Source organism: Flavobacterium macacae (assembly GCF_003865365.1).
Classification (GTDB): domain Bacteria; phylum Bacteroidota; class Bacteroidia; order Flavobacteriales; family Flavobacteriaceae; genus Flavobacterium; species Flavobacterium macacae.
This window is the reverse complement of the sequence record NZ_RQVR01000008.1, coordinates 111446-128997: the sequence shown is the minus strand read 5'-3', so window position 1 is coordinate 128997 and position 17552 is coordinate 111446. Positions and strand designations below refer to the sequence as shown.

Annotated in this window: 21 protein-coding genes; 9 read left to right on the top strand and 12 right to left on the bottom strand. The window is 34.5% G+C overall.

Annotated features, from left to right (window positions below; translation table 11 throughout):
* The first annotated feature begins 164 nt into the window (after window positions 1–164).
* Window positions 165–749, top strand: coding sequence for an RNA polymerase sigma factor (locus EG849_RS08595; RefSeq protein WP_125012676.1), 585 nt, complete (start codon window positions 165–167; stop codon window positions 747–749).
* Between the two features lie 47 nt (window positions 750–796).
* Window positions 797–940, top strand: coding sequence for a hypothetical protein (locus EG849_RS15730; protein ID WP_199732267.1), 144 nt, complete (start codon window positions 797–799; stop codon window positions 938–940).
* Between the two features lie 46 nt (window positions 941–986).
* Here the strand turns inward: EG849_RS15730 and EG849_RS08590 are convergent, their stop codons facing one another.
* Window positions 987–1637, bottom strand: coding sequence for an endonuclease III domain-containing protein (locus tag EG849_RS08590; RefSeq protein ID WP_125012675.1), 651 nt, complete (start codon window positions 1635–1637; stop codon window positions 987–989).
* Window positions 1638–1705: 68 nt separating this feature from the next.
* On the opposite strand from EG849_RS08590, the gene bcp reads away from it, so the two are divergent.
* Window positions 1706–2155, top strand: a complete 450-nt coding sequence (bcp, locus tag EG849_RS08585; protein ID WP_125012674.1) for a thioredoxin-dependent thiol peroxidase — start codon at window positions 1706–1708, stop codon at window positions 2153–2155.
* A 132-nt stretch (window positions 2156–2287) separates the two neighbouring features.
* Here the strand turns inward: bcp and EG849_RS08580 are convergent, their stop codons facing one another.
* Window positions 2288–3760, bottom strand: a complete 1473-nt coding sequence (locus EG849_RS08580; protein WP_125012673.1) for a TonB-dependent receptor — start codon at window positions 3758–3760, stop codon at window positions 2288–2290.
* 84 nt (window positions 3761–3844) lie between these two features.
* Here EG849_RS08580 and EG849_RS08575 point away from each other — a divergent pair, with 84 nt between their 5' ends.
* Genes EG849_RS08575 through EG849_RS08565 form a run of 3 tightly spaced genes read left to right on the top strand, consistent with a single transcriptional unit; the run spans window position 3845 to window position 5647 of the window.
* Entirely contained in the window at window positions 3845–4609 is a 765-nt protein-coding gene (locus EG849_RS08575; protein WP_125012672.1) for an MBL fold metallo-hydrolase, read from the top strand.
* Window positions 4610–4618: 9 nt separating this feature from the next.
* Complete coding sequence (locus tag EG849_RS08570) at window positions 4619–5116, top strand: hydrolase (RefSeq protein ID WP_125012671.1); 498 nt, start codon at window positions 4619–4621, stop codon at window positions 5114–5116.
* A 45-nt stretch (window positions 5117–5161) separates the two neighbouring features.
* Window positions 5162–5647, top strand: coding sequence for a hypothetical protein (locus EG849_RS08565; protein WP_125012670.1), 486 nt, complete (start codon window positions 5162–5164; stop codon window positions 5645–5647).
* An 89-nt stretch (window positions 5648–5736) separates the two neighbouring features.
* On the opposite strand, the gene EG849_RS08560 is transcribed toward EG849_RS08565, so the two are convergent.
* The 4 genes from EG849_RS08560 to EG849_RS08545 are packed head-to-tail and all read right to left on the bottom strand — an operon-like array spanning window position 5737 to window position 9963.
* A complete protein-coding gene (locus EG849_RS08560; protein ID WP_125012669.1) occupies window positions 5737–6384 on the bottom strand; it encodes an alpha/beta hydrolase in 648 nt (215 codons plus the stop codon).
* Between the two features lie 5 nt (window positions 6385–6389).
* Window positions 6390–6716 carry a hypothetical protein gene (locus EG849_RS08555; RefSeq protein ID WP_125012668.1) on the bottom strand — a complete coding sequence of 109 codons (327 nt, stop codon included), beginning with the start codon at window positions 6714–6716 and terminating at the stop codon, window positions 6390–6392.
* Between the two features lie 3 nt (window positions 6717–6719).
* Window positions 6720–7976 carry a dihydroorotase gene (locus EG849_RS08550; protein WP_125012667.1) on the bottom strand — a complete coding sequence of 419 codons (1257 nt, stop codon included), beginning with the start codon at window positions 7974–7976 and terminating at the stop codon, window positions 6720–6722.
* Between the two features lie 46 nt (window positions 7977–8022).
* Complete coding sequence (locus EG849_RS08545; protein WP_125012666.1) at window positions 8023–9963, bottom strand: vWA domain-containing protein; 1941 nt, start codon at window positions 9961–9963, stop codon at window positions 8023–8025.
* Window positions 9964–10183: 220 nt separating this feature from the next.
* Between EG849_RS08545 and EG849_RS08540 the strand changes: the two genes are divergently transcribed.
* The gene (locus EG849_RS08540; RefSeq protein ID WP_125012665.1) at window positions 10184–11296 is read left to right on the top strand and encodes a lactonase family protein; all 1113 of its coding nucleotides are present in this window, start codon (window positions 10184–10186) and stop codon (window positions 11294–11296) included.
* A gap of 99 nt (window positions 11297–11395) precedes the next feature.
* On the opposite strand, the gene EG849_RS08535 is transcribed toward EG849_RS08540, so the two are convergent.
* The 3 genes from EG849_RS08535 to EG849_RS08525 all read right to left on the bottom strand — a co-directional run bounded on the left by EG849_RS08535 (window position 11396) and on the right by EG849_RS08525 (window position 14305).
* A complete protein-coding gene (locus EG849_RS08535; protein WP_125012664.1) occupies window positions 11396–12745 on the bottom strand; it encodes a DEAD/DEAH box helicase in 1350 nt (449 codons plus the stop codon).
* 113 nt (window positions 12746–12858) lie between these two features.
* Complete coding sequence (locus EG849_RS08530; protein ID WP_125012663.1) at window positions 12859–13623, bottom strand: TIGR02757 family protein; 765 nt, start codon at window positions 13621–13623, stop codon at window positions 12859–12861.
* A 22-nt stretch (window positions 13624–13645) separates the two neighbouring features.
* A complete protein-coding gene (locus EG849_RS08525) occupies window positions 13646–14305 on the bottom strand; it encodes an ABC transporter ATP-binding protein (protein ID WP_125012662.1) in 660 nt (219 codons plus the stop codon).
* Window positions 14306–14454: 149 nt separating this feature from the next.
* On the opposite strand from EG849_RS08525, the gene msrA reads away from it, so the two are divergent.
* Both msrA and EG849_RS08515 read left to right on the top strand, forming a co-directional pair.
* Window positions 14455–15102 (top strand): peptide-methionine (S)-S-oxide reductase MsrA, encoded by a 648-nt coding sequence (gene msrA, locus EG849_RS08520; RefSeq protein ID WP_125012709.1) that lies wholly within the window; start codon window positions 14455–14457, stop codon window positions 15100–15102.
* Window positions 15103–15147: 45 nt separating this feature from the next.
* Window positions 15148–15447, top strand: a complete 300-nt coding sequence (locus EG849_RS08515; RefSeq protein ID WP_125012661.1) for a hypothetical protein — start codon at window positions 15148–15150, stop codon at window positions 15445–15447.
* A gap of 66 nt (window positions 15448–15513) precedes the next feature.
* Here the strand turns inward: EG849_RS08515 and EG849_RS08510 are convergent, their stop codons facing one another.
* From EG849_RS08510 to EG849_RS08500, 3 genes are all read right to left on the bottom strand, one after another.
* Window positions 15514–15837 carry a DUF6787 family protein gene (locus EG849_RS08510; RefSeq protein WP_125012660.1) on the bottom strand — a complete coding sequence of 108 codons (324 nt, stop codon included), beginning with the start codon at window positions 15835–15837 and terminating at the stop codon, window positions 15514–15516.
* Window positions 15838–15868: 31 nt separating this feature from the next.
* The gene (locus tag EG849_RS08505; RefSeq protein WP_125012659.1) at window positions 15869–16291 is read right to left on the bottom strand and encodes a DUF6146 family protein; all 423 of its coding nucleotides are present in this window, start codon (window positions 16289–16291) and stop codon (window positions 15869–15871) included.
* A gap of 269 nt (window positions 16292–16560) precedes the next feature.
* Entirely contained in the window at window positions 16561–17514 is a 954-nt protein-coding gene (locus EG849_RS08500; protein ID WP_125012658.1) for a D-2-hydroxyacid dehydrogenase, read from the bottom strand.
* Window positions 17515–17552 lie beyond the last annotated feature (38 nt).

The window sequence follows — 17552 nt, the reverse complement described above, 5'->3', positions numbered from 1 at the left end:
TATTGTATGAAATATGTTAAAATTCAACAATTTATTTTGTGGTATAAAAAGAAATGTGCTATATTTGGCTTAACATTAATCTTAATTTAACATTTGCCTATTATAAAAAAATTACTTTTTTAGAAATAAATTTCAATTACAACCAAAAACTAAAAGGTAATATTATGGCTAATGTTCAACTCCCAGACGCTTTATTGGTAAAGAGTTATGTCGCAGGTGACGAAAATGCCCTGGCTTCTCTAATCGATAGGCACCAATCAAAAATTTACGGATTTATCTACTCTAAAGTGTCGGATCGAGATATCACGGATGATATTTTTCAGGATACTTTTATTAAAGTCATTAAAACTTTAAAATCAGGTTCTTACAATGAAGAAGGAAAATTTCTTCCTTGGGTGATGCGAATTGCTCATAATTTAATTGTGGACCATTTCAGAAAAAACAAAAAAATGCCAATGTTTAGAGAAACTGAAGAGTTTTCTATTTTCTCTATAATGTCAGATAATTGTCCAAATGTTGAAAGCGAAATGATTACGAATCAAGTAGAAAGTGACTTGAAAAAACTAATCGAAGAACTGCCTAATGACCAAAAAGAAGTATTGTTTATGCGTATTTATCAGGACTTAAGTTTTAAAGAAATCTCAGAATTAACTGGGGTTTCTATCAATACGGCTTTAGGCAGGATGCGATATGCGTTGATGAATTTGAGAAAAGTTATTGACAAACATCAAATTATCTTGACCAATTAACAATATTCAGAAATTTGTTGCGTTAAAGTAGAAACAAACCTAATCAAATGGCAAAAATCTACTCTAAAAAAACATTAGCAACAAAACAAATGCAACCTAAAAAAGAAACAATATCGTTTTTATTAAATTACTCTAAAGCATTGAGCTTTATTAAAGTGAATGGGTTGAAATTTGAAACAATCGCTAATTAATTAATATCCCGATAATTTATCGGGATATTTTTTTTCAACTATTTTTTTATTTTTTCAGAAGTACCGACAAGATTTTCTTGCTTCCAATGGTTCTTGTGATAATATCTTTTTCTAAGCTCCAGCCTCTTGCGGGAGAATATTCTCGTCCATACCAAATGATCTGGAGATGCAATTCATTCCACAAATCTCTCGGGAAAATTTTTTTTGCATCTTTTTCAGTCTCCACCACATTTTTTCCGCTCGTCAAGCCCCAGCGATACATCAATCGGTGAATGTGCGTGTCAACCGGAAACGCAGGTACGCCAAAAGCTTGCGACATTACCACGCTTGCCGTTTTATGTCCAACCGCTGGAAACGACTCTAAAGCTTCAAAACTTTGGGGTACTTCGCCATTATAGTTGTCAATCAGCATCTGTGAAAGCCCATAAATCCCTTTTGATTTCATTGGCGATAAACCGCAAGGACGAATGATATCCTGAATTTCTTCGACCGTCATTTTCACCATATCATACGGATTATCTGCTTTGGCAAACAAAAGTGGCGTAATTTGGTTGACGCGAACATCAGTGCACTGTGCCGAAAGCAAAACTGCAATCAGCAATGTATAAGGGTCTTTGTGGTCCAATGGAATGGGAATCGTGGGATATAATTCTTTTAACGTAGTTATAACGAAAGAAGCACGCTCTTTTTTGGTCATTTTTAGCTAATTTTATAGCTGTAAATTTACGAATTCATAAATCAAAAATCTTAAATCAAAAATAATTTATGTCATTAAAAATAGGAGACAAAGCGCCTGATTTTTCAGGTTTTGACCAAGATGGGAAATTTCACCAATTAGAAGATTATAAAGGAAAAAAGTTAGTTGTTTTCTTTTATCCAAAGGCAAACACGCCGGGCTGTACAGCGGAAGCTTGCGATTTGAGAGATAATTTTGAACGTTTTAAAGCAAATAATTACGAACTTCTGGGTGTAAGCGCTGATTCGCAAAAAGCACAATTGAAATTCAAGGATAAATTCAGTTTTCCTTTTCCGCTGTTGGCCGATGAAGAAAAAGAAGTGATTCAGACTTTTGGAGTCTGGGGGCCAAAAAAGTTTATGGGAAGGACCTACGACGGAATCCACAGAACGACTTTTGTCATCAACGAAGAAGGAATTATTGAAGATGTTATTTCAGATGTAAAAACCAAGGCACACGTAAATCAGATATTGAAATAGCAAGCCGAATTCCGATTTCAGGTTACAGTAAAAAAAAGCAGTATTCAATTAAGAATACTGCTTTTTATATGTATAGATTGATTCTGTAAGCTAAAGACAGCTATCTTAATTCTCAATAATAAGATATTACTTCTAATTCGTGCTTTCTTCCATCAATTTCTTTGGGTCGTATCCAAAAAGATTGTCTCTTTTGATCAATTCAGCAATACCTTTCGGAAGCATTTCTTCCCAACCTGGTTTTCCTTTGCTGATCATTTTTAAAACTTCTCTTGAAAAAATTTCCAAGTCATTTTCGTCAAAGTCAGTGATATCAACCACTTTTCCGTTGAATTTGAAGAATTTGTACAATTCTTTCATTCTTGGATGTACTTTTAGATTTCCAGAATTTATTACCACTCCATTGTCATCTTTCATCGGATATAAGAAAACTTTTAAATCACGGTAGAATAATTTACCGAAAGCTTCCAAAATTCCACCACTCAAATGGCGGTAATATTTCTCGTCAAAAATGTCAACTAAATTGTTGACGCCCATTGCCAATCCCATTCTGGCTTTGGTATAATTTGAGAAATATTCAACCACTTTATAATATTCCTGAAAATTTGAAATCATTACATACTGGCCTAAAGAACAAAGCAATTCAGCTCTGTCCATAAAATCTCGTTCGTCAATTTCACCATCAGAACGCAGGTTGGAAAGAGTGATTTCAAAAACAACCAAGGTATTTTCTTTCTGTACTTTATTTTCCTCTAGAAACATTTCAAGAGATTTTTTGTACATATCCATATTGACTTTCGTCACCGGACGGAAACTTCCTCTCAAAGCCAAAATATTTTTCTTGTAAAGAACTGCTGCAGGCAAAACATTATTTCCATTGGGATCAAACATTACCGCATCAGTCATTCCGTTTTTAACCAATTGCAAACTCATCAAACGGTTGTCAACATCTGCAAAACGGGGTCCTGAAAAGTTTATTGTATCAATTTCCAATTGATCCTTATCCAAGTGGTCGTATAAATAACGGAGCAATTTTTTTGGATCGTTGTATTTGTAAAACGCACCGTAAATCAAGTTAACTCCCAGAATTCCAAGAGTTTCTTGTTGCAGTCTGGCATCAGTTTCTTTAAAACGAATGTGAAGTACAATTTCGTTATAATCTTCGTCTGGCTCGATTTGGTATTTAATCCCAACCCAGCCGTGGCCTTTAAATTGCTTTGCAAAATCGATTGTAGCAACCGTATTTGCATAGCTGAAAAACATTTTGCTTGGATGTTTGTCACGATTCAAGCGCTGTTCTACCAAGCGGACTTCGTGCGAAAGCATTTTTTTTAAACGTGCTTCAGTCACATAACGTCCGTCAGTTTCAGAGCCATAAATGGCATCGCTAAAATCTTTATCATACGCTGACATTGCTTTTGCAATCGTTCCTGAAGAACCGCCAGTCCTAAAAAAGTGTCTGACTGTTTCTTGTCCGGCACCAATTTCGGCAAAAGTGCCGTAAATATTTTCGTTTAAGTTGATTCGCAGGGCTTTATCCTTCACAGAAGGAATTTGTTCAATAACTCTGTCTCCTTTTAATGTAATTTCGTTGTCGTCGTTTCTCATAATAGTGATGATACTTTGCAAAGTTAACAAAATAGGGGTTTTATTAAAGGGAATTAATGCTATTTTTGTAAAAAATTAACGCGCTTGAAAGTCTATTTTTTGGGTACAGGAACTTCACAAGGCATTCCGGTTATCGGAAGCAATCATCCTGTATGCAATAGTAACGATTTTAAAGATAAAAGATTGCGTGTCTCGGTCTGGATTTCTTGGGAAAATCACTCCTTTGTTATTGATTGTGGACCCGATTTTAGACAGCAAATGCTGACTTCTGGTTGCCAGAAATTGGACGGAATTTTATTCACCCACGAACATGCTGACCACACTGCTGGAATTGACGATATTCGCCCGTTTAATTTCAAACAAGGAAACATTCCTATTTATTTAGATGATAGGGTTTTAGTGTCATTGAAACAGCGTTTTGCCTATGTTTTTGAAACGGTAAACAAATATCCAGGAGCACCTTCTGTCGAACCAATTTTGGTTAAAAACAATCAGAATTTTAAAATTGGAGATAAAACTGCAATTCCCATCTATGTGATGCACGGCGATTTGCCTGTTTTTGGGTACAGAATTGATGATTTTGCCTATTTGACGGATGTAAAAACCGTGGAAGATGGGGAAATTGAAAAACTTAAAGGCTTAAAAGTGTTGGTTGTAAATGCACTGCGTGAAGAACCGCACCATTCCCATTTCAGCTTGCAGGAAGCTTTAGATTTTATCACGCTTGTCAATCCAGAAAAGGCTTATTTGACGCACATCAGCCACACGATGGGCTTTCACGAAGAGGTTCAAAAACGACTTCCGGCGAATATTTTTTTAGCGTATGACAACTTACAAATAACTATTTAACTTATAAAAATGAAAAAAACGATTTTCTATTTATTGCCATTTTCGATACTTTTGAACATTTACACGTATATGTATTTTTCCAAAAAATCAAACTCGGATGACAAAAGAATTGAAACCTGTCTAAAGGAATCAAAAGTAGAAAGAGATTCTATAGCTTCTTTGAACAATCAAATTATGGAAGCCAATTATTTCTCTTTAGAATATAATGATAACGCGATTGAATATTTTGAAGAATATGACGTCAATAAATTGGCCTCAGAAATCAAGGATGAAATTAATACGCTAAACGAAAATCCGAATGGAAATCCGCTGACCAAATATGATCAAATCAATGGAAACAAAGCGATTATAAATAAAATAAAAATTTTAAACCACCGTTGGATTATTGCTGATTTCAATATTGGCGGTGCTTGGGGAGAAGTTTTGGTGAAATATTTTAAAAATGAAGGAAAGCCAACGGAGTTTGTAACGATGGATACTTTTATTTATTCAAAAACATTGAAATAGAAGTTTTTTTTATAAATTTATAGTTCAAAAAAATAAATATTCCCAATGAAAAAACTGGTTTTCCTTTTTGCTATTTTAATTTCTGCAGTTTCTTGCAGGGATTTGGGAGGTGCAGCCGATAACGCTGGAATCCAAAAAGATAGCTTGGCAAAAGTGGCAGGAGTTGATAAAGATGAAAATGGTTGCTTCAGTTCTGCAGGATACAGGTGGTCGGTTTTAAAAAAGACGTGCATCCGTCCATTTGAAGACGGAATTCGTTTGAATCCACCAACAGAAATTAAGGCAGGAGACCCAGTAATCAGTGCTTTTGCTGTTTTAGAGGAAGATGGGAACAAGGCTGAATTATTCCTTCCAAATTATAAATCTTCTGTAATTATGGAACGCAAATCAGAAGGAAGTCCTTACGTAAAAGACGAATGGCAATTGCTTACCGACAAAGGATTTACGCTTAAAAAAGGCGATTCAATCATGTATGCCGGAGCGATGGTTAATGAAGAAGTCATCACCGGAAGCGACAACCCAGAGGATTAAGAGGTGTTTCTTATAAAATAGTTAACCGCAAATTCACAGATTTTTAATCGTGAATTTGCGGTTTTTTATGCTTTAACCTGAAATTATTTTTAATTGTTTTCCAGCCAATTTTTTAGGTCGTGAAAATTCTGTGGAGAAACGCCGTGACCCATCGGATACTCTTTAAAAACAACATCAATTCCTAATCTTTTCAATGTTTCCGGAGCTTTTCTAGCCCATTCTACAGGAATTACTTGGTCTTGCGTTCCGTGAGAAATATACATTTTCAAATGGCTCAAATCTTTGCTTTCATAACCCGAAGCTAAAATTCCTTCATTCAAATAACCGCTCAACGCGACAACTCTTTTTATTTTTTCTGGATAACTCAAAGCAACCGAATAGCTTAAAATTGTTCCTTGGCTGAAACCAATCAATGTTACATTTTCAGGATCAATTGGCAATTCAGAAACCAGCTGGTCAATAAAATTGGCAATCAAATCTCTGGATTCAATCGCTTGATTGTCATCTGAAAATTTATTTTGGTCAGCATCAAAAGTGATCGCGTACCAAGTGTGTCCGTAAGGTTGCAAATCATAAGGTGCTCTTGCGGAAACTACAAAATAGTCTTCTGGAAGTTCTCCGGCAAATGAAAATAAATCTTCCTCGTTGCTTCCATAACCGTGAAGCAAAAGCAACAACGGATTTTTTTCTTTCTTTATTTTTGGTTCTCTAACGAGATATTCAATATTGGTTTTCATTTATTTTAGATAATATTTTTGAAAAATTTCTGGAAAAAACTTCCTAATAAAGGAATCAAATTCATCTGTCCTTGGAGCGCACTCACAAAGCTGTAAGCCCAAAGAATGAAAATGAAAATGTATAATGAAGATGAAATCATCCAATCGTCAAAAAGTCCAACCGGATATCCCAAAGCGAAAAATAATAGAAAAATTCCAAGCGTTTGGCGAATATGAAAGGTTGCAAAAGTATTTTTTTTATCATTATTCATCACAATAGCAATGATGGTTCCAATGATGGAAAGGTGTGAGACAATAGCAATCGTTTTTCCTTCTTCAACAGTATTCTGCATAATTTATTTATTTAAAACTAATTTCGTATTATTAAAAACTCCGTATGCTTTTCCTTTCATTTCTTGTCCAAGGAAAGCAGAATTTTTGGATTTTGACAAGATGTTTTCTTTACTGAAATTCCAATTTCCTTCCGGATTAAAAAGTGATAAATTGGCAACATTTCCTTCTTTAATTTCTGGATTTACTACCTTAAAAATAGCTTTTCCGGCAAGTAATTTTTCGATAACAATTTCTAGTGGTAGCACCGTCAGCAAAGCTCCAAAAGCACTTTCCAATCCGATTGTTCCATTTTTTGCCATATCAAACTCCATCTTCTTGTGTTCAATATCCATCGGATTATGGTCTGAAGTGATTATGTCAATGGTGCCGTTTTTCACAGCTTCAATCAATGCTTTTCTGTCAGAATCAGTTCTCAAAGGTGGCGTAACTTTAAAGCGAGTATCAAATCCGTCCAACTTTTCATCGGTTAAAACCAAATTATGTACAGCCACAGAACACGTTACGCTTAATCCTTTTGCTTTTGCTTCTTGAATCAACTGAGCTGATTTAGCTGTAGAGATCGTAGGAATGTGTAGTTTTCCGCCTGTATATTCTAAAATAAAAAGATTTCGGGCAATTTGTAATTCTTCTGCCAAAGCCGGAATTCCTTTTAAACCCAATCGTGTGCTGACAATTCCTTCGTTTGCCACTCCACTTCCTTTAATGTTTGCATCTTGTGAATAAGCAATCACTAAACCGTCAAAATCTTGCGCATATTGCAACGAAATTTTCAAAAGATTAGAGTTGGAAAGACTTTTGTTGTAATCTCCAAAAGCAATGGCCCCTGAATTTTTCATGTCAAAAAGTTCGGCTAAATCGCTTCCTTCGCTGTTTTTTGTCAATGCTCCAATCGGAAATAAATCGGTTGCAAAATCAGCCGATTTGCTTTTTACAAAACTGATATTTGCTTGATTGTCTAAAATAGGAAAACTGTTCGGTTGCATTGCTATTGCCGTAAAACCGCTTCTTCCAGCCGTATTCAATCCGTTTGAAATCGTTTCCCTATCTTCAAAACCAGGTTCGCCCAAGCTTACGCTGGAATCAAACCAACCTTGAGAAACATGAAGGTTTTCTAATTCCAACGTTTCAAAATCAGCTGGATTTGGTAAGTTTTGGCCAATTTTAGTGATGATTCCGTTTTCAATCTGAATGTCAGAAGTTTGATTGTGATTCGGACTTTTGGTGTCAATAATTTTTGCTTGTCGAATAATCAAGTTCATATTTATGCGTGTTGTGTTGTTGTAAAATCTAATTTTTGAAACGAAATTATTTTATAAATTTCTGTATCAAAACTTCAATGACCAAAAATAAAAGGGTTAGAAAAACAAACCATTTCCAGATTTCGTTATCGGTTCTATCCGTTTTTAACGTATCAAAAACGTTGTCAATACTATCAATTACCTTAAAGTCAGAAAGCAAAGCTTCACTGGATGACGATAAATCGCTTTCGGTTTTGTTGTAATTGAAGCTGATTTTTTTAAGCAATTCGTCTTTTTTATAAATTCCGAAATTTCCAGCTTCCTGAGGGAAATCATTAAATGTTAATTTTACTTTGTTGTTCAAGATCTGTTGCATTGGAATAAATTTTTCCGAACCATTTTCTTGTAAACTTTTGACTTCTAAAATTTCATCTTTTGATAATAAAGCATCTATCAAAAACGGATTGTTTTCGCCGATTGTCAAGGCATTTATTCCTGTTTTTTGACTGCTTTGCGCCATATTATAAAACGTAGGAACAATTAGAGGAGAATTTTGAAAATTCGAGTTTTCCTTATTGATCGGAGCTGAAAAAACATAAACCGAACTCACTGAATTTGAAATTGCAGTCAAAAATGTGCTTTGGTCTTCAAATCCTAAAATGGAAGGAAAAGCGCTTGAAATTGCAAACGAATTTTTGATATTTGGATATTGAAAATTATCTATTTTTTTCTCGAAAACCGTGCTGTAAAGCGGATGGCTGAAAGCAATTTTAGAAACTAATTTCTCTTTATTTTCTAATGTTTTGAACTGAATGCCACCAAAATTTTGCATCAAAGAATTCAAGTTAGAAACCGAACTTTCTTGCGATGGAATTACGATTAAATTGCCCCCTTTTTCTACAAAAGATTTCAAGGTGGTTTGCAAAGCTTGTGGCACCTCTTGAATTTCATTTAAAACAATTGCGTCTTGTTTTTCAAGCTGATTGTAATCTAAAGATTTCAAATCAAAATTGTTGTAAATGAATTCCTTATCAGCATAAATTTTTCTAAGAAAAGCACTTTTTTCAACATGTCCAATGCTGATTACATTGGTTTTTATTGGTTTTGAAATGCTGAAAAACAACTGGTTGTCATATTGCAAGGCATTGTCTTCAATAGAAGCATAACCGTTAAAATCTTCCTTCGGAATTGTGAAATTTATTGCTTTTTCTTTTTCTTCGAATTTGACTATTGTTTTGGCAACGAGTTTTTTATCATTGTATAAAGCAATCGGAATATCATTTTCATTTTTGCCGTAAGAAGAAAGCTTTACGCCAATTTCATAAAAATTGTCCAGAGTTTGATTGATGTAAACGCTGTCAATCGAAACGTTGTTTTTTTGCTCCGCTTTCGGGACTATGAAATACGTATTAAAAGTGCTGTCGATACTTTTTAACTGTTTTGATTCTAAACCAACTGCGTCCGTAATCACGACAACGTCTTTGTTATAAGGCGATTTGCGTGATTTTATCTTCGCCATTAAATTGTCCAATTGAAAAGAAGAAGCGCTGTATTTTAAATTTTGAAGTTCTTTTTGGATCGATTTTATATCGGTATTCCAAAATGTTTCGGAGTTTGTAATTAACGAAAAGATCTGATTTTCAGGAGCATTTTCTAATAATTCTTGAACCGCTCTTTTCATCAATTCGCCTTGTTTTCCTTTGGCTTGCATCGAAAAAGAGTTGTCTAAAATGATAAACATTTCATTGGTACTTCCTTTTGAATCTTTTGCTTGAAAAAATGGCTGTGCAAAAGCAATAATCAAGCACGTCAAAAGAAACAAGCGCGTGGCCAAAAGCAACCATTTTTTGATTTTTGAACTCTTGCGGGTCTGTATGGCAAGCTCTTTTAAAAAGTGGACGTTGGTAAAATATTCTTTTTTGAAGCGACGCAATTGAAACAAGTGAACCAGAATTGGAATAACCAATAAAAAAAGGAAGTATAGAATTTCTGGATGTTTGAACTGCATTAAATGAAAGTTTGTCAAAAATACGAATTTGTTGGCAGTTGTGAAGCGTTTTTTTGAACAATATTTTATTTAGCATTTAAGATATATATGTTCATTTGATATTTGTTTCTTATATTTTCTGAAATGCCTTCTGTAGCAAAATAGTCAACGATTTAATTAACATTTATTTCCAACCTTTTTCCAAAATTGAAACTTAATTTTACAGCATAAATTTCTCAAAATGAAAAAAATTGCCCTATTAATTTTTACACTTTTTTTTGCAACTGTGACGAACGCGCAAGATAAAATTTACAATTTAATTATTGGAACGTATACAAATTCGTGTGAAAGCAAAGGGATTTATGTTTATGATTTTAGTACAGATACAGGCGATTTTGCTTTGAAAGCCACTACTGAAAATGTTATTAATCCAAGTTATTTGACTGTTTCAGAAGGAAATGATTTTGTGTATAGCGTGAATGAAAACGGAAGTGAAAGTACAGTTAGTTCATTTGGATTTAATTCCAAAAGTGGAAAGCTAAATTTTTTGAACAAACAAAATACCCACGGAGCCGATCCTTGTTACATCATCAATGACGATAAAAATGTAATTTCTGCCAATTATTCGGGCGGAACTATTTCTGTTTTTGGAAAAAATGCAGACGGAAGTTTAACTGAAGCCCAGCAAATTATCCAGCATTCTGGTAAAAGTGTCAATGAAAAAAGACAAGAAAGTGCACACGTTCATATGGTTTATTTTTCGCCAGATAAGAAATTTGTTTTGGCGAACGATTTAGGGTTGGACAAAATTTTAATTTATAAATATGATAAAAATGCTTCCAAAGAAATTTTGACTTTGAAAGAAACAATTGATACAAAAAAAGGAAGCGGTCCGAGACATTTGGTGTTCAGCAACGACGGTAAATTTGTCTATGTTTTACACGAATTGGATGGAAGCCTAACTACTTACAAATACAAAAACGGTTCTTTAAAATTGGTGCATGAAACAACTATTGAAGCGAAAGATTTTAAAGGAGAAACAAGCTCGGCAGATATTCATATTTCGCCAAACGGAAAGTTTTTATACGCTACAAATAGGGGAGATGCGAACACAATCAACACCTTTGCGATTAACAAAAAAGGAAGTTTAGATTTGGTGAATCAAATCGATACAAAAGGAAAAGGTCCAAGAAATTTTGTAATTGATCCAACTGGAAAATTTTTATTGATCGGACATCAATACACTAATAATGTTGTGATTTTTAAAATTGACAAAATTACAGGAAAGCTTACTGATACCGGGAAAAGAATAGAATTGTGTTCTCCAGTTTGTTTGGTTTTTTCGAAACAGTAAACCTTATGAAATACAAATGCACGAACTTCTACAAAAATTTGTCTGTATTTAGACTTTTTAATTTGTGTTAATTCGTGCAATTTGGTGTAATTGGAAATCCTATTTTCCTTTATCTTTTCTCTTTTTATCGCGAGTTCTTTCCACACCACGGTTTCGCGCTTTTGTTTTGCGAGGTTTCGTTTTCCCTGGACCACCCAAATTTACTTGTTTGTTTTTCTCTGATTTTTCGTGAAAAGCACCATTTCCTTTAGTTACTTTTTTCATTGCCATTTTAACCGGCTGTCTCACTTTTTCAGATTCAATCAAAACAGTTGAAAGTTCTACCGCTTCGGGAATGGGAACAAGATCCACTTCTTTGTTCATTAAAAGTTCGCTCTCAATAAAGAAATCTTCCTCTTTTGGACCAATGAAACTGATGGCGATCCCGTCTTTGTCAGCACGACCGGTTCTACCAATTCTGTGAATATATTGTTCTGGAACTTCAGAAACATCAAAGTTTAAAACGTGCGTAATGTCAGAAATATCAAGACCTCTCGCCATTACGTCGGTCGTAATGATTCCTCTCAAAATTCCTTGTTGGAAATTTTCCATCGTGGTTAAACGATAATTCTGTGATTTATTCGAGTGAATAACACCAAATTGATCTGGAAATTCTTCCACAATTCGGTCATACACCATATCCACAAATTTCTTATTGTTTATGAAAATTAAAATCCTTGACATACTTTCGTCGTTTGCCAAAAGGTTTTTCAAAAGATTAATCTTCGTATTGAAATTCGGAACTTTATATTTTAATTGTTTGATTTTTTCCAAAGGAGTTCCCGATGGAACCAACGAAACTTCTTCAGGAAAATCAAAATAATCATTCAAAATAGCATCTACTTCATCAGTCATTGTTGCTGAAAAAAGTATGTTTTGACGCTTTGGTCGCATCATTGCTAAAATCGAAGTCAACTGAATCCTAAAACCTAGATTCAGCATTTCATCAAATTCGTCAATTACCAGTTTTTGAGTTTCATCAAAACGGATTACGTTGTCCAAAGCCAAATCCATCACACGTCCCGGCGTACCAACCAAGATGTCAATTCCTTGATATACATTGGTTTTCTGCGTATTTATATTGACACCGCCATAAATTCCTAAAGTTCTAACGGACATATATTTTGTCAATTTTTCAACTTCTTCCACAACTTGAACCACTAATTCTCTTGTTGGAACCAAGATTACGATTTTTGGCGTGTGTGTGGGCGTAAACGTGTATAATTTAAGTAAAGGCAAAAGATATGCAAATGTTTTTCCCGTTCCGGTTTGCGCAATTCCCATCATATCGCGACCTGACGCAATTACAGAAAATGATTTTTCCTGAATTGGAGTGGGTGCTGTGAATCCTAAATCATTAATTGCTTTTTCTAATGATTTTGGAAGATTAAATTGCTCGAAAGTGGACATAATTTGTAAATTTTGTGCAAAGGTACGTTAATTAGCTGATTAAATTGATTTTTCAATAATTTGATACTTCGATTTTTTGAATAATTTACAAATCTAAACATCGAATAATCGACTTAAAATCCCTCAAAAACGCCCAATCCAAACAAAGCAAAATCATATTTTACAGGATCATTGGGATCTAATTTTCGCAATTGCAAATCTAATTCTGCCAAAGCTTTTGCATCATTTTGTTTTCGGGTTAAAATACCTAATTTTCGAGCTACATTTCCAGAATGAACATCTAACGGACACGATAATGTTGCGGGAGATATGGTCTTCCAAAGGCCAAAATCAACGCCTTTTTTATCTTCGCGGACCATCCATCTTAAAAACATATTGATTCTTTTTGCAGCCGAATTATTCAACGGATCAGAAATGTGTTTTTGGGTTCGTTGCAAATGCTCAATTTCAAAGAAAACTTTTTTGAATTCATGGATGCTTTTCTGCATGGAATGGGCTTCCTGATTTTTAAGAAATACAGCTTCCAAACCATTATGATTTTTATAGATATTTTGTAAAGCCTTGATAAAACTGATAAAATCACCACCATTAAAAGTTCTGTAGACAAAATTCTCTAAACGTTCTAACTGATAATCTTGATGCGACATCACAAAATCATATGGAGAATTTCCCATCAAATCCATCATCTTTTTAGAGTTGTTGATGATCATCTTTCTGTTTCCCCAAGCAATTATTGAACTCAAAAATCCGGCAATTTCAATGTCTTCTTTTAAAGAGAATAAATGCGGAATCTGTATTGGGTCACTTTCAATAAAATCAGGATTGTTATACAGTTCTACTTTTTCGTCTAAAAAATCTTTAAGCTCTTTTTGGGTCATAATTTATTTGAAATACAGCAAATTAAGGAATTAATCCGTCTGACATAATCAGTTTGCGGTCGGCCATATTGGCTAATTCTTCGTTGTGGGTTACGATGACAAAAGTTTGTCCTAATTCATCTCTTAATTTAAAAAACAATTGGTGTAAATTTTCTGCAGAAGCGGTGTCTAAATTCCCTGAAGGTTCATCAGCAAAAATTACGGCAGGCTTGTTAATTAATGATCTGGCAACGGCAACTCTTTGCTGTTCACCGCCTGACAATTCTCCGGGTTTGTGATTGATTCTGTGGGATAATCCCAGATAATCTAACAACCTTTTGGCTTCCGTTTCGGTTTCAGATTTAGGTTTTCCGGCGATAAAAGCGGGAATGCAAACATTCTCTAAAGCTGTAAATTCTGGCAAAAGCTGGTGAAACTGAAAGATAAAACCGAGCTGTTGATTTCTGAATTTTGAAAGTGACTTGTCGTTCATTTTCAAAATATCTTCGTTGTTGATTTTTAAAACCGTTTCGTTTTCAAGAGAAGGCTTGTCTAAAGTTCCTAAAATCTGCAGTAGAGTTGTTTTTCCTGCGCCAGAAGCTCCTACGATAGAAACAATTTCACCTTTTTCAATGTGCAGATCCACGCCTTTTAAAACGTGAAGTTTGTCGTAATATTTATGTAGATTTTTTGCGTGGATCATTATTTTCGGAGTTTATACAAAGAAACAAAGTTTTAGAAAACTTTCACATCTTTCGGTTCACATTCTTTCGTATGTGGATATATAAAGTTTCGTTAATACCGAGTTTTTGGTGTATTTATTGATTAATTTTAAAAAATTAAATGAAGAAGATGAAAAAGATGATTGCTGTGCTGACTTTGATCACAATTTCGTGTCAGTCAAAAGAAAAAAAAGAAGAATTAATTTCAGAAAACAAGGAACCCGTTAAGATGGAAGTAGAAAAAGGATTGGAAGTTGCCACATTTGGAGGCGGTTGTTTTTGGTGCACCGAAGCAATTTTTTTAGAATTAGAAGGTGTTAAAAAAGTGGAATCAGGGTATATTGGAGGGAAAACTGCAAATCCAACTTATGAGGAAGTTTCTTCGGGAACAACGGGGCACGCGGAAGCGACTCAAATCACGTTTGATCCCTCGAAAATAAGTTTTGGAGAGCTATTGGAAATCTTCTTCGCCACACACGACCCAACAACTTTAAACCGTCAGGGAGCTGATGTGGGAACGCAATATAGAAGTGAGGTTTTTTATCATAATGAAGCGCAAAAGAAAATTACCGAAGATTATATTAAGCTATTAAACCAAGAAAATACTTTTGGAAAACCAGTAGTTACAAAGGTTTCTGTAGCTTCAAAATTTTATGTGGCAGAAGATTACCACCAAAATTATTATGCCAGAAATAAAGAGAAATCGTATTGCAGTTATGTGATTACGCCAAAGGTGGAAAAGGTCAGAAAACAATTTTCTGAAAAGCTGAAAAAATAATTGGCATTGGTTTTGCGTGGTAGGTTTTAATCTAAACCATTGGAAATGACAGAACAGGTTCAAATTAAAACAGCTTCAAATAAAAAACAAAAGCAATTGTTTCTGAGTTTGCTTTTTGACGCTATCGGAATGTTTTCTTATGCGTTGCCTTTTTTTGGGGAATTTGCTGATTTTGCATGGGCTCCGATTTCAGGAATTATTTTAGCCAATATGTATAAAGGAACTGTTGGGAAAATAGGTGGCGTGATTTCTTTCCTTGAAGAATTATTGCCTTTTACAGACGTTTTGCCAACATTCACATTAACTTGGATCTACACCTACTATTTTAGTAAATCAGAAAAGTAAAGTTTTATATTAATTATAAAAAAGCCAGAAGGTAACGACTTTCTGGCTTTTTCTATTTTTAGATTTTTACTTTTCTTCAACTTTTCCTTTAGGTAATAAAAAACCTAATTTCATGCTGCGGATCATTCTCTTCGCAAAGGGAAAAAAGAAAACCGATTGGCCAAAAAGCCACCCAAAACCCATCAGCATAAACGGGTAAAGCGGTAAAACGAGTACTAAAAGAATAATGTAATAGAAAGTCCAATGTGTATTTTCTTTAGTGATGCCGATCAAACCCATTAGGTAATAAGAAATTCTTGCCGAAAGAGAACCATTGATGGCAAAAACGATAAATATAATAACCAGCTGGTAATTAGAGGTAATTCCCCAGCGTTGTTTAAGCTTATTCATACTGAATTAATATAGTTACAAAACTACGTTTTTAAATTCTTGGAACAAAGCTGCCGAGCTTAATTTTGTTGGTTAATTGAAAATAAGTGAGGTAATTATAAATAAGATAGTTTACTTCATAACCATAATTAGTATTGCTTTGATAGTCAATAGCCATATCAATTAATCTGCTTCCACGCATAAATAAATTGTTCCAGCCAATAACCCAATCTCTATTTCTTGTTTCAAGATAATTTTGAGAGTAATAATTGCGAGGTTTCGCATAAGATACGTACCAGCTATTGAATCCTGGATCAATAATTATTATTTCATAATTTATTTCTTCATTTATAATTTTAACTGTATCGTTTGTTGTTAAATTTCCTTTTTTTGAGATTTTTTTTTCTTGCATATTTGAAGTACTGCAGCCAAAAGCTGTGACCAAAATTAGCATTATATAGATAAAATTCTTCATTCATTAAATGTACTAAATCAGTTTTAAAATCCTTATGATTCTACTTTTTTTAACAAAAAAAAATCCAGACAATTGTCTGGATTTGATTTATTTATAATGAAAATTATTCTGAAAAGCTTTCATAATAATCCGTCCAAACCACTTTTTCTATTTGCAACAGTCTTTGCATCACTCCTGTTTTTTTTCAATCATTATTTTGGTCTAAGCCGATTGGCCACCTTATTTTTGAATAGCATCCGTTACAGCAGCGCTTCCTTGACCGTTTGAAATTAATTTTTCAATAAACTGATAATCTGTTCTGCCAGTTCTGTACCGATTCTATCTTGAGCTTCCAAAGTTGCTGCGCCAATATGCGGCGTCAGTGAAATTTTCGGGTGCATTAAAATTTGTACAGCAGGAGTTGGCTCCTCTTCAAAAACGTCTAAACCAGCAAACAAAACTTTACCAGTTTCAAGCGCTTCAAGCAATTCCACTTCATTGATAACGCCACCTCGCGAAGCATTTACAATGCCAACGCCGTCTCTCATCAGTTCAAATTCAGCTTTTCCAATCACATAGCCGTCTTGTGCTGGAACGTGAAGCGAAATAAAATCGGAGTGCCTGAAAATGTCTTCAATCGGCTCAGTAATAATGTCCACGTTGATAAATTGTCCGTTGTAAAAATCAACTTTAATTTCAGCATTTCCCACGAATTTATCTGCAGCGATTACCCGCATTCCAAGACCTAAACCAATTTTGGCGACTGCTTTTCCGATACGTCCAAAACCAATGATTCCTAACGTTTTTCCACGCAGTTCCACTCCGTTGGCGTAGGCTTTTTTCAAGCCTTCAAAGTTAGAATCACCTTCCAGCGGCATATTTCTGTTGGCATCGTGTAAAAACCTTACGCCTGAAAATAAGTGTGCAAAAACCAATTCTGCTACTGATTCTGACGAAGAAGCTGGCGTGTTGATCACGTGAATTCCTTTTTCGCGAGCATAATCCACATCAATGTTGTCCATGCCCACGCCGCCACGACCAATCACTTTTAAGCTCGGGCAATTGTCAATAATATCTTGTCTTACTTTTGTCGCGCTTCTTACCAACAGCACAGAAACTGCGTTCGCATTGATATAATTGGCAACTTGTTCCTGCGCAACTTTTGTAGTAATTACTTCAAATCCGCCTTTTTCTAAAGCTAAAATACCACTTTTTGAAATTCCGTCATTGGCTAATACTTTCATGTTTTTGTATTTAAAATTTTAAAGATTGGACATTTAAA

Excerpts from the sequence above, each read along its gene's own strand:
- EG849_RS08595 (WP_125012676.1), top strand. The coding sequence starts at position 165 with ATGGCTAATGTTCAACTCCCAGACGCTTTATTGGTAAAGAGTTATGTC.
- EG849_RS15730 (WP_199732267.1), top strand. The coding sequence starts at position 797 with ATGGCAAAAATCTACTCTAAAAAAACATTAGCAACAAAACAAATGCAA.
- EG849_RS08590 (WP_125012675.1), bottom strand. The coding sequence starts at position 1,637 with ATGACCAAAAAAGAGCGTGCTTCTTTCGTTATAACTACGTTAAAAGAA.
- bcp (WP_125012674.1), top strand. The coding sequence starts at position 1,706 with ATGTCATTAAAAATAGGAGACAAAGCGCCTGATTTTTCAGGTTTTGAC.
- EG849_RS08580 (WP_125012673.1), bottom strand. The coding sequence starts at position 3,760 with ATGAGAAACGACGACAACGAAATTACATTAAAAGGAGACAGAGTTATT.
- EG849_RS08570 (WP_125012671.1), top strand. The coding sequence starts at position 4,619 with ATGAAAAAAACGATTTTCTATTTATTGCCATTTTCGATACTTTTGAAC.
- EG849_RS08565 (WP_125012670.1), top strand. The coding sequence starts at position 5,162 with ATGAAAAAACTGGTTTTCCTTTTTGCTATTTTAATTTCTGCAGTTTCT.
- EG849_RS08560 (WP_125012669.1), bottom strand. The coding sequence starts at position 6,384 with ATGAAAACCAATATTGAATATCTCGTTAGAGAACCAAAAATAAAGAAA.
- EG849_RS08555 (WP_125012668.1), bottom strand. The coding sequence starts at position 6,716 with ATGCAGAATACTGTTGAAGAAGGAAAAACGATTGCTATTGTCTCACAC.
- EG849_RS08550 (WP_125012667.1), bottom strand. The coding sequence starts at position 7,976 with ATGAACTTGATTATTCGACAAGCAAAAATTATTGACACCAAAAGTCCG.
- EG849_RS08545 (WP_125012666.1), bottom strand. The coding sequence starts at position 9,963 with ATGCAGTTCAAACATCCAGAAATTCTATACTTCCTTTTTTTATTGGTT.
- EG849_RS08540 (WP_125012665.1), top strand. The coding sequence starts at position 10,184 with ATGAAAAAAATTGCCCTATTAATTTTTACACTTTTTTTTGCAACTGTG.
- EG849_RS08535 (WP_125012664.1), bottom strand. The coding sequence starts at position 12,745 with ATGTCCACTTTCGAGCAATTTAATCTTCCAAAATCATTAGAAAAAGCA.
- EG849_RS08530 (WP_125012663.1), bottom strand. The coding sequence starts at position 13,623 with ATGACCCAAAAAGAGCTTAAAGATTTTTTAGACGAAAAAGTAGAACTG.
- EG849_RS08525 (WP_125012662.1), bottom strand. The coding sequence starts at position 14,305 with ATGATCCACGCAAAAAATCTACATAAATATTACGACAAACTTCACGTT.
- msrA (WP_125012709.1), top strand. The coding sequence starts at position 14,455 with ATGAAAAAGATGATTGCTGTGCTGACTTTGATCACAATTTCGTGTCAG.
- EG849_RS08515 (WP_125012661.1), top strand. The coding sequence starts at position 15,148 with ATGACAGAACAGGTTCAAATTAAAACAGCTTCAAATAAAAAACAAAAG.
- EG849_RS08510 (WP_125012660.1), bottom strand. The coding sequence starts at position 15,837 with ATGAATAAGCTTAAACAACGCTGGGGAATTACCTCTAATTACCAGCTG.
- EG849_RS08505 (WP_125012659.1), bottom strand. The coding sequence starts at position 16,291 with ATGAAGAATTTTATCTATATAATGCTAATTTTGGTCACAGCTTTTGGC.
- EG849_RS08500 (WP_125012658.1), bottom strand. The coding sequence starts at position 17,514 with ATGAAAGTATTAGCCAATGACGGAATTTCAAAAAGTGGTATTTTAGCT.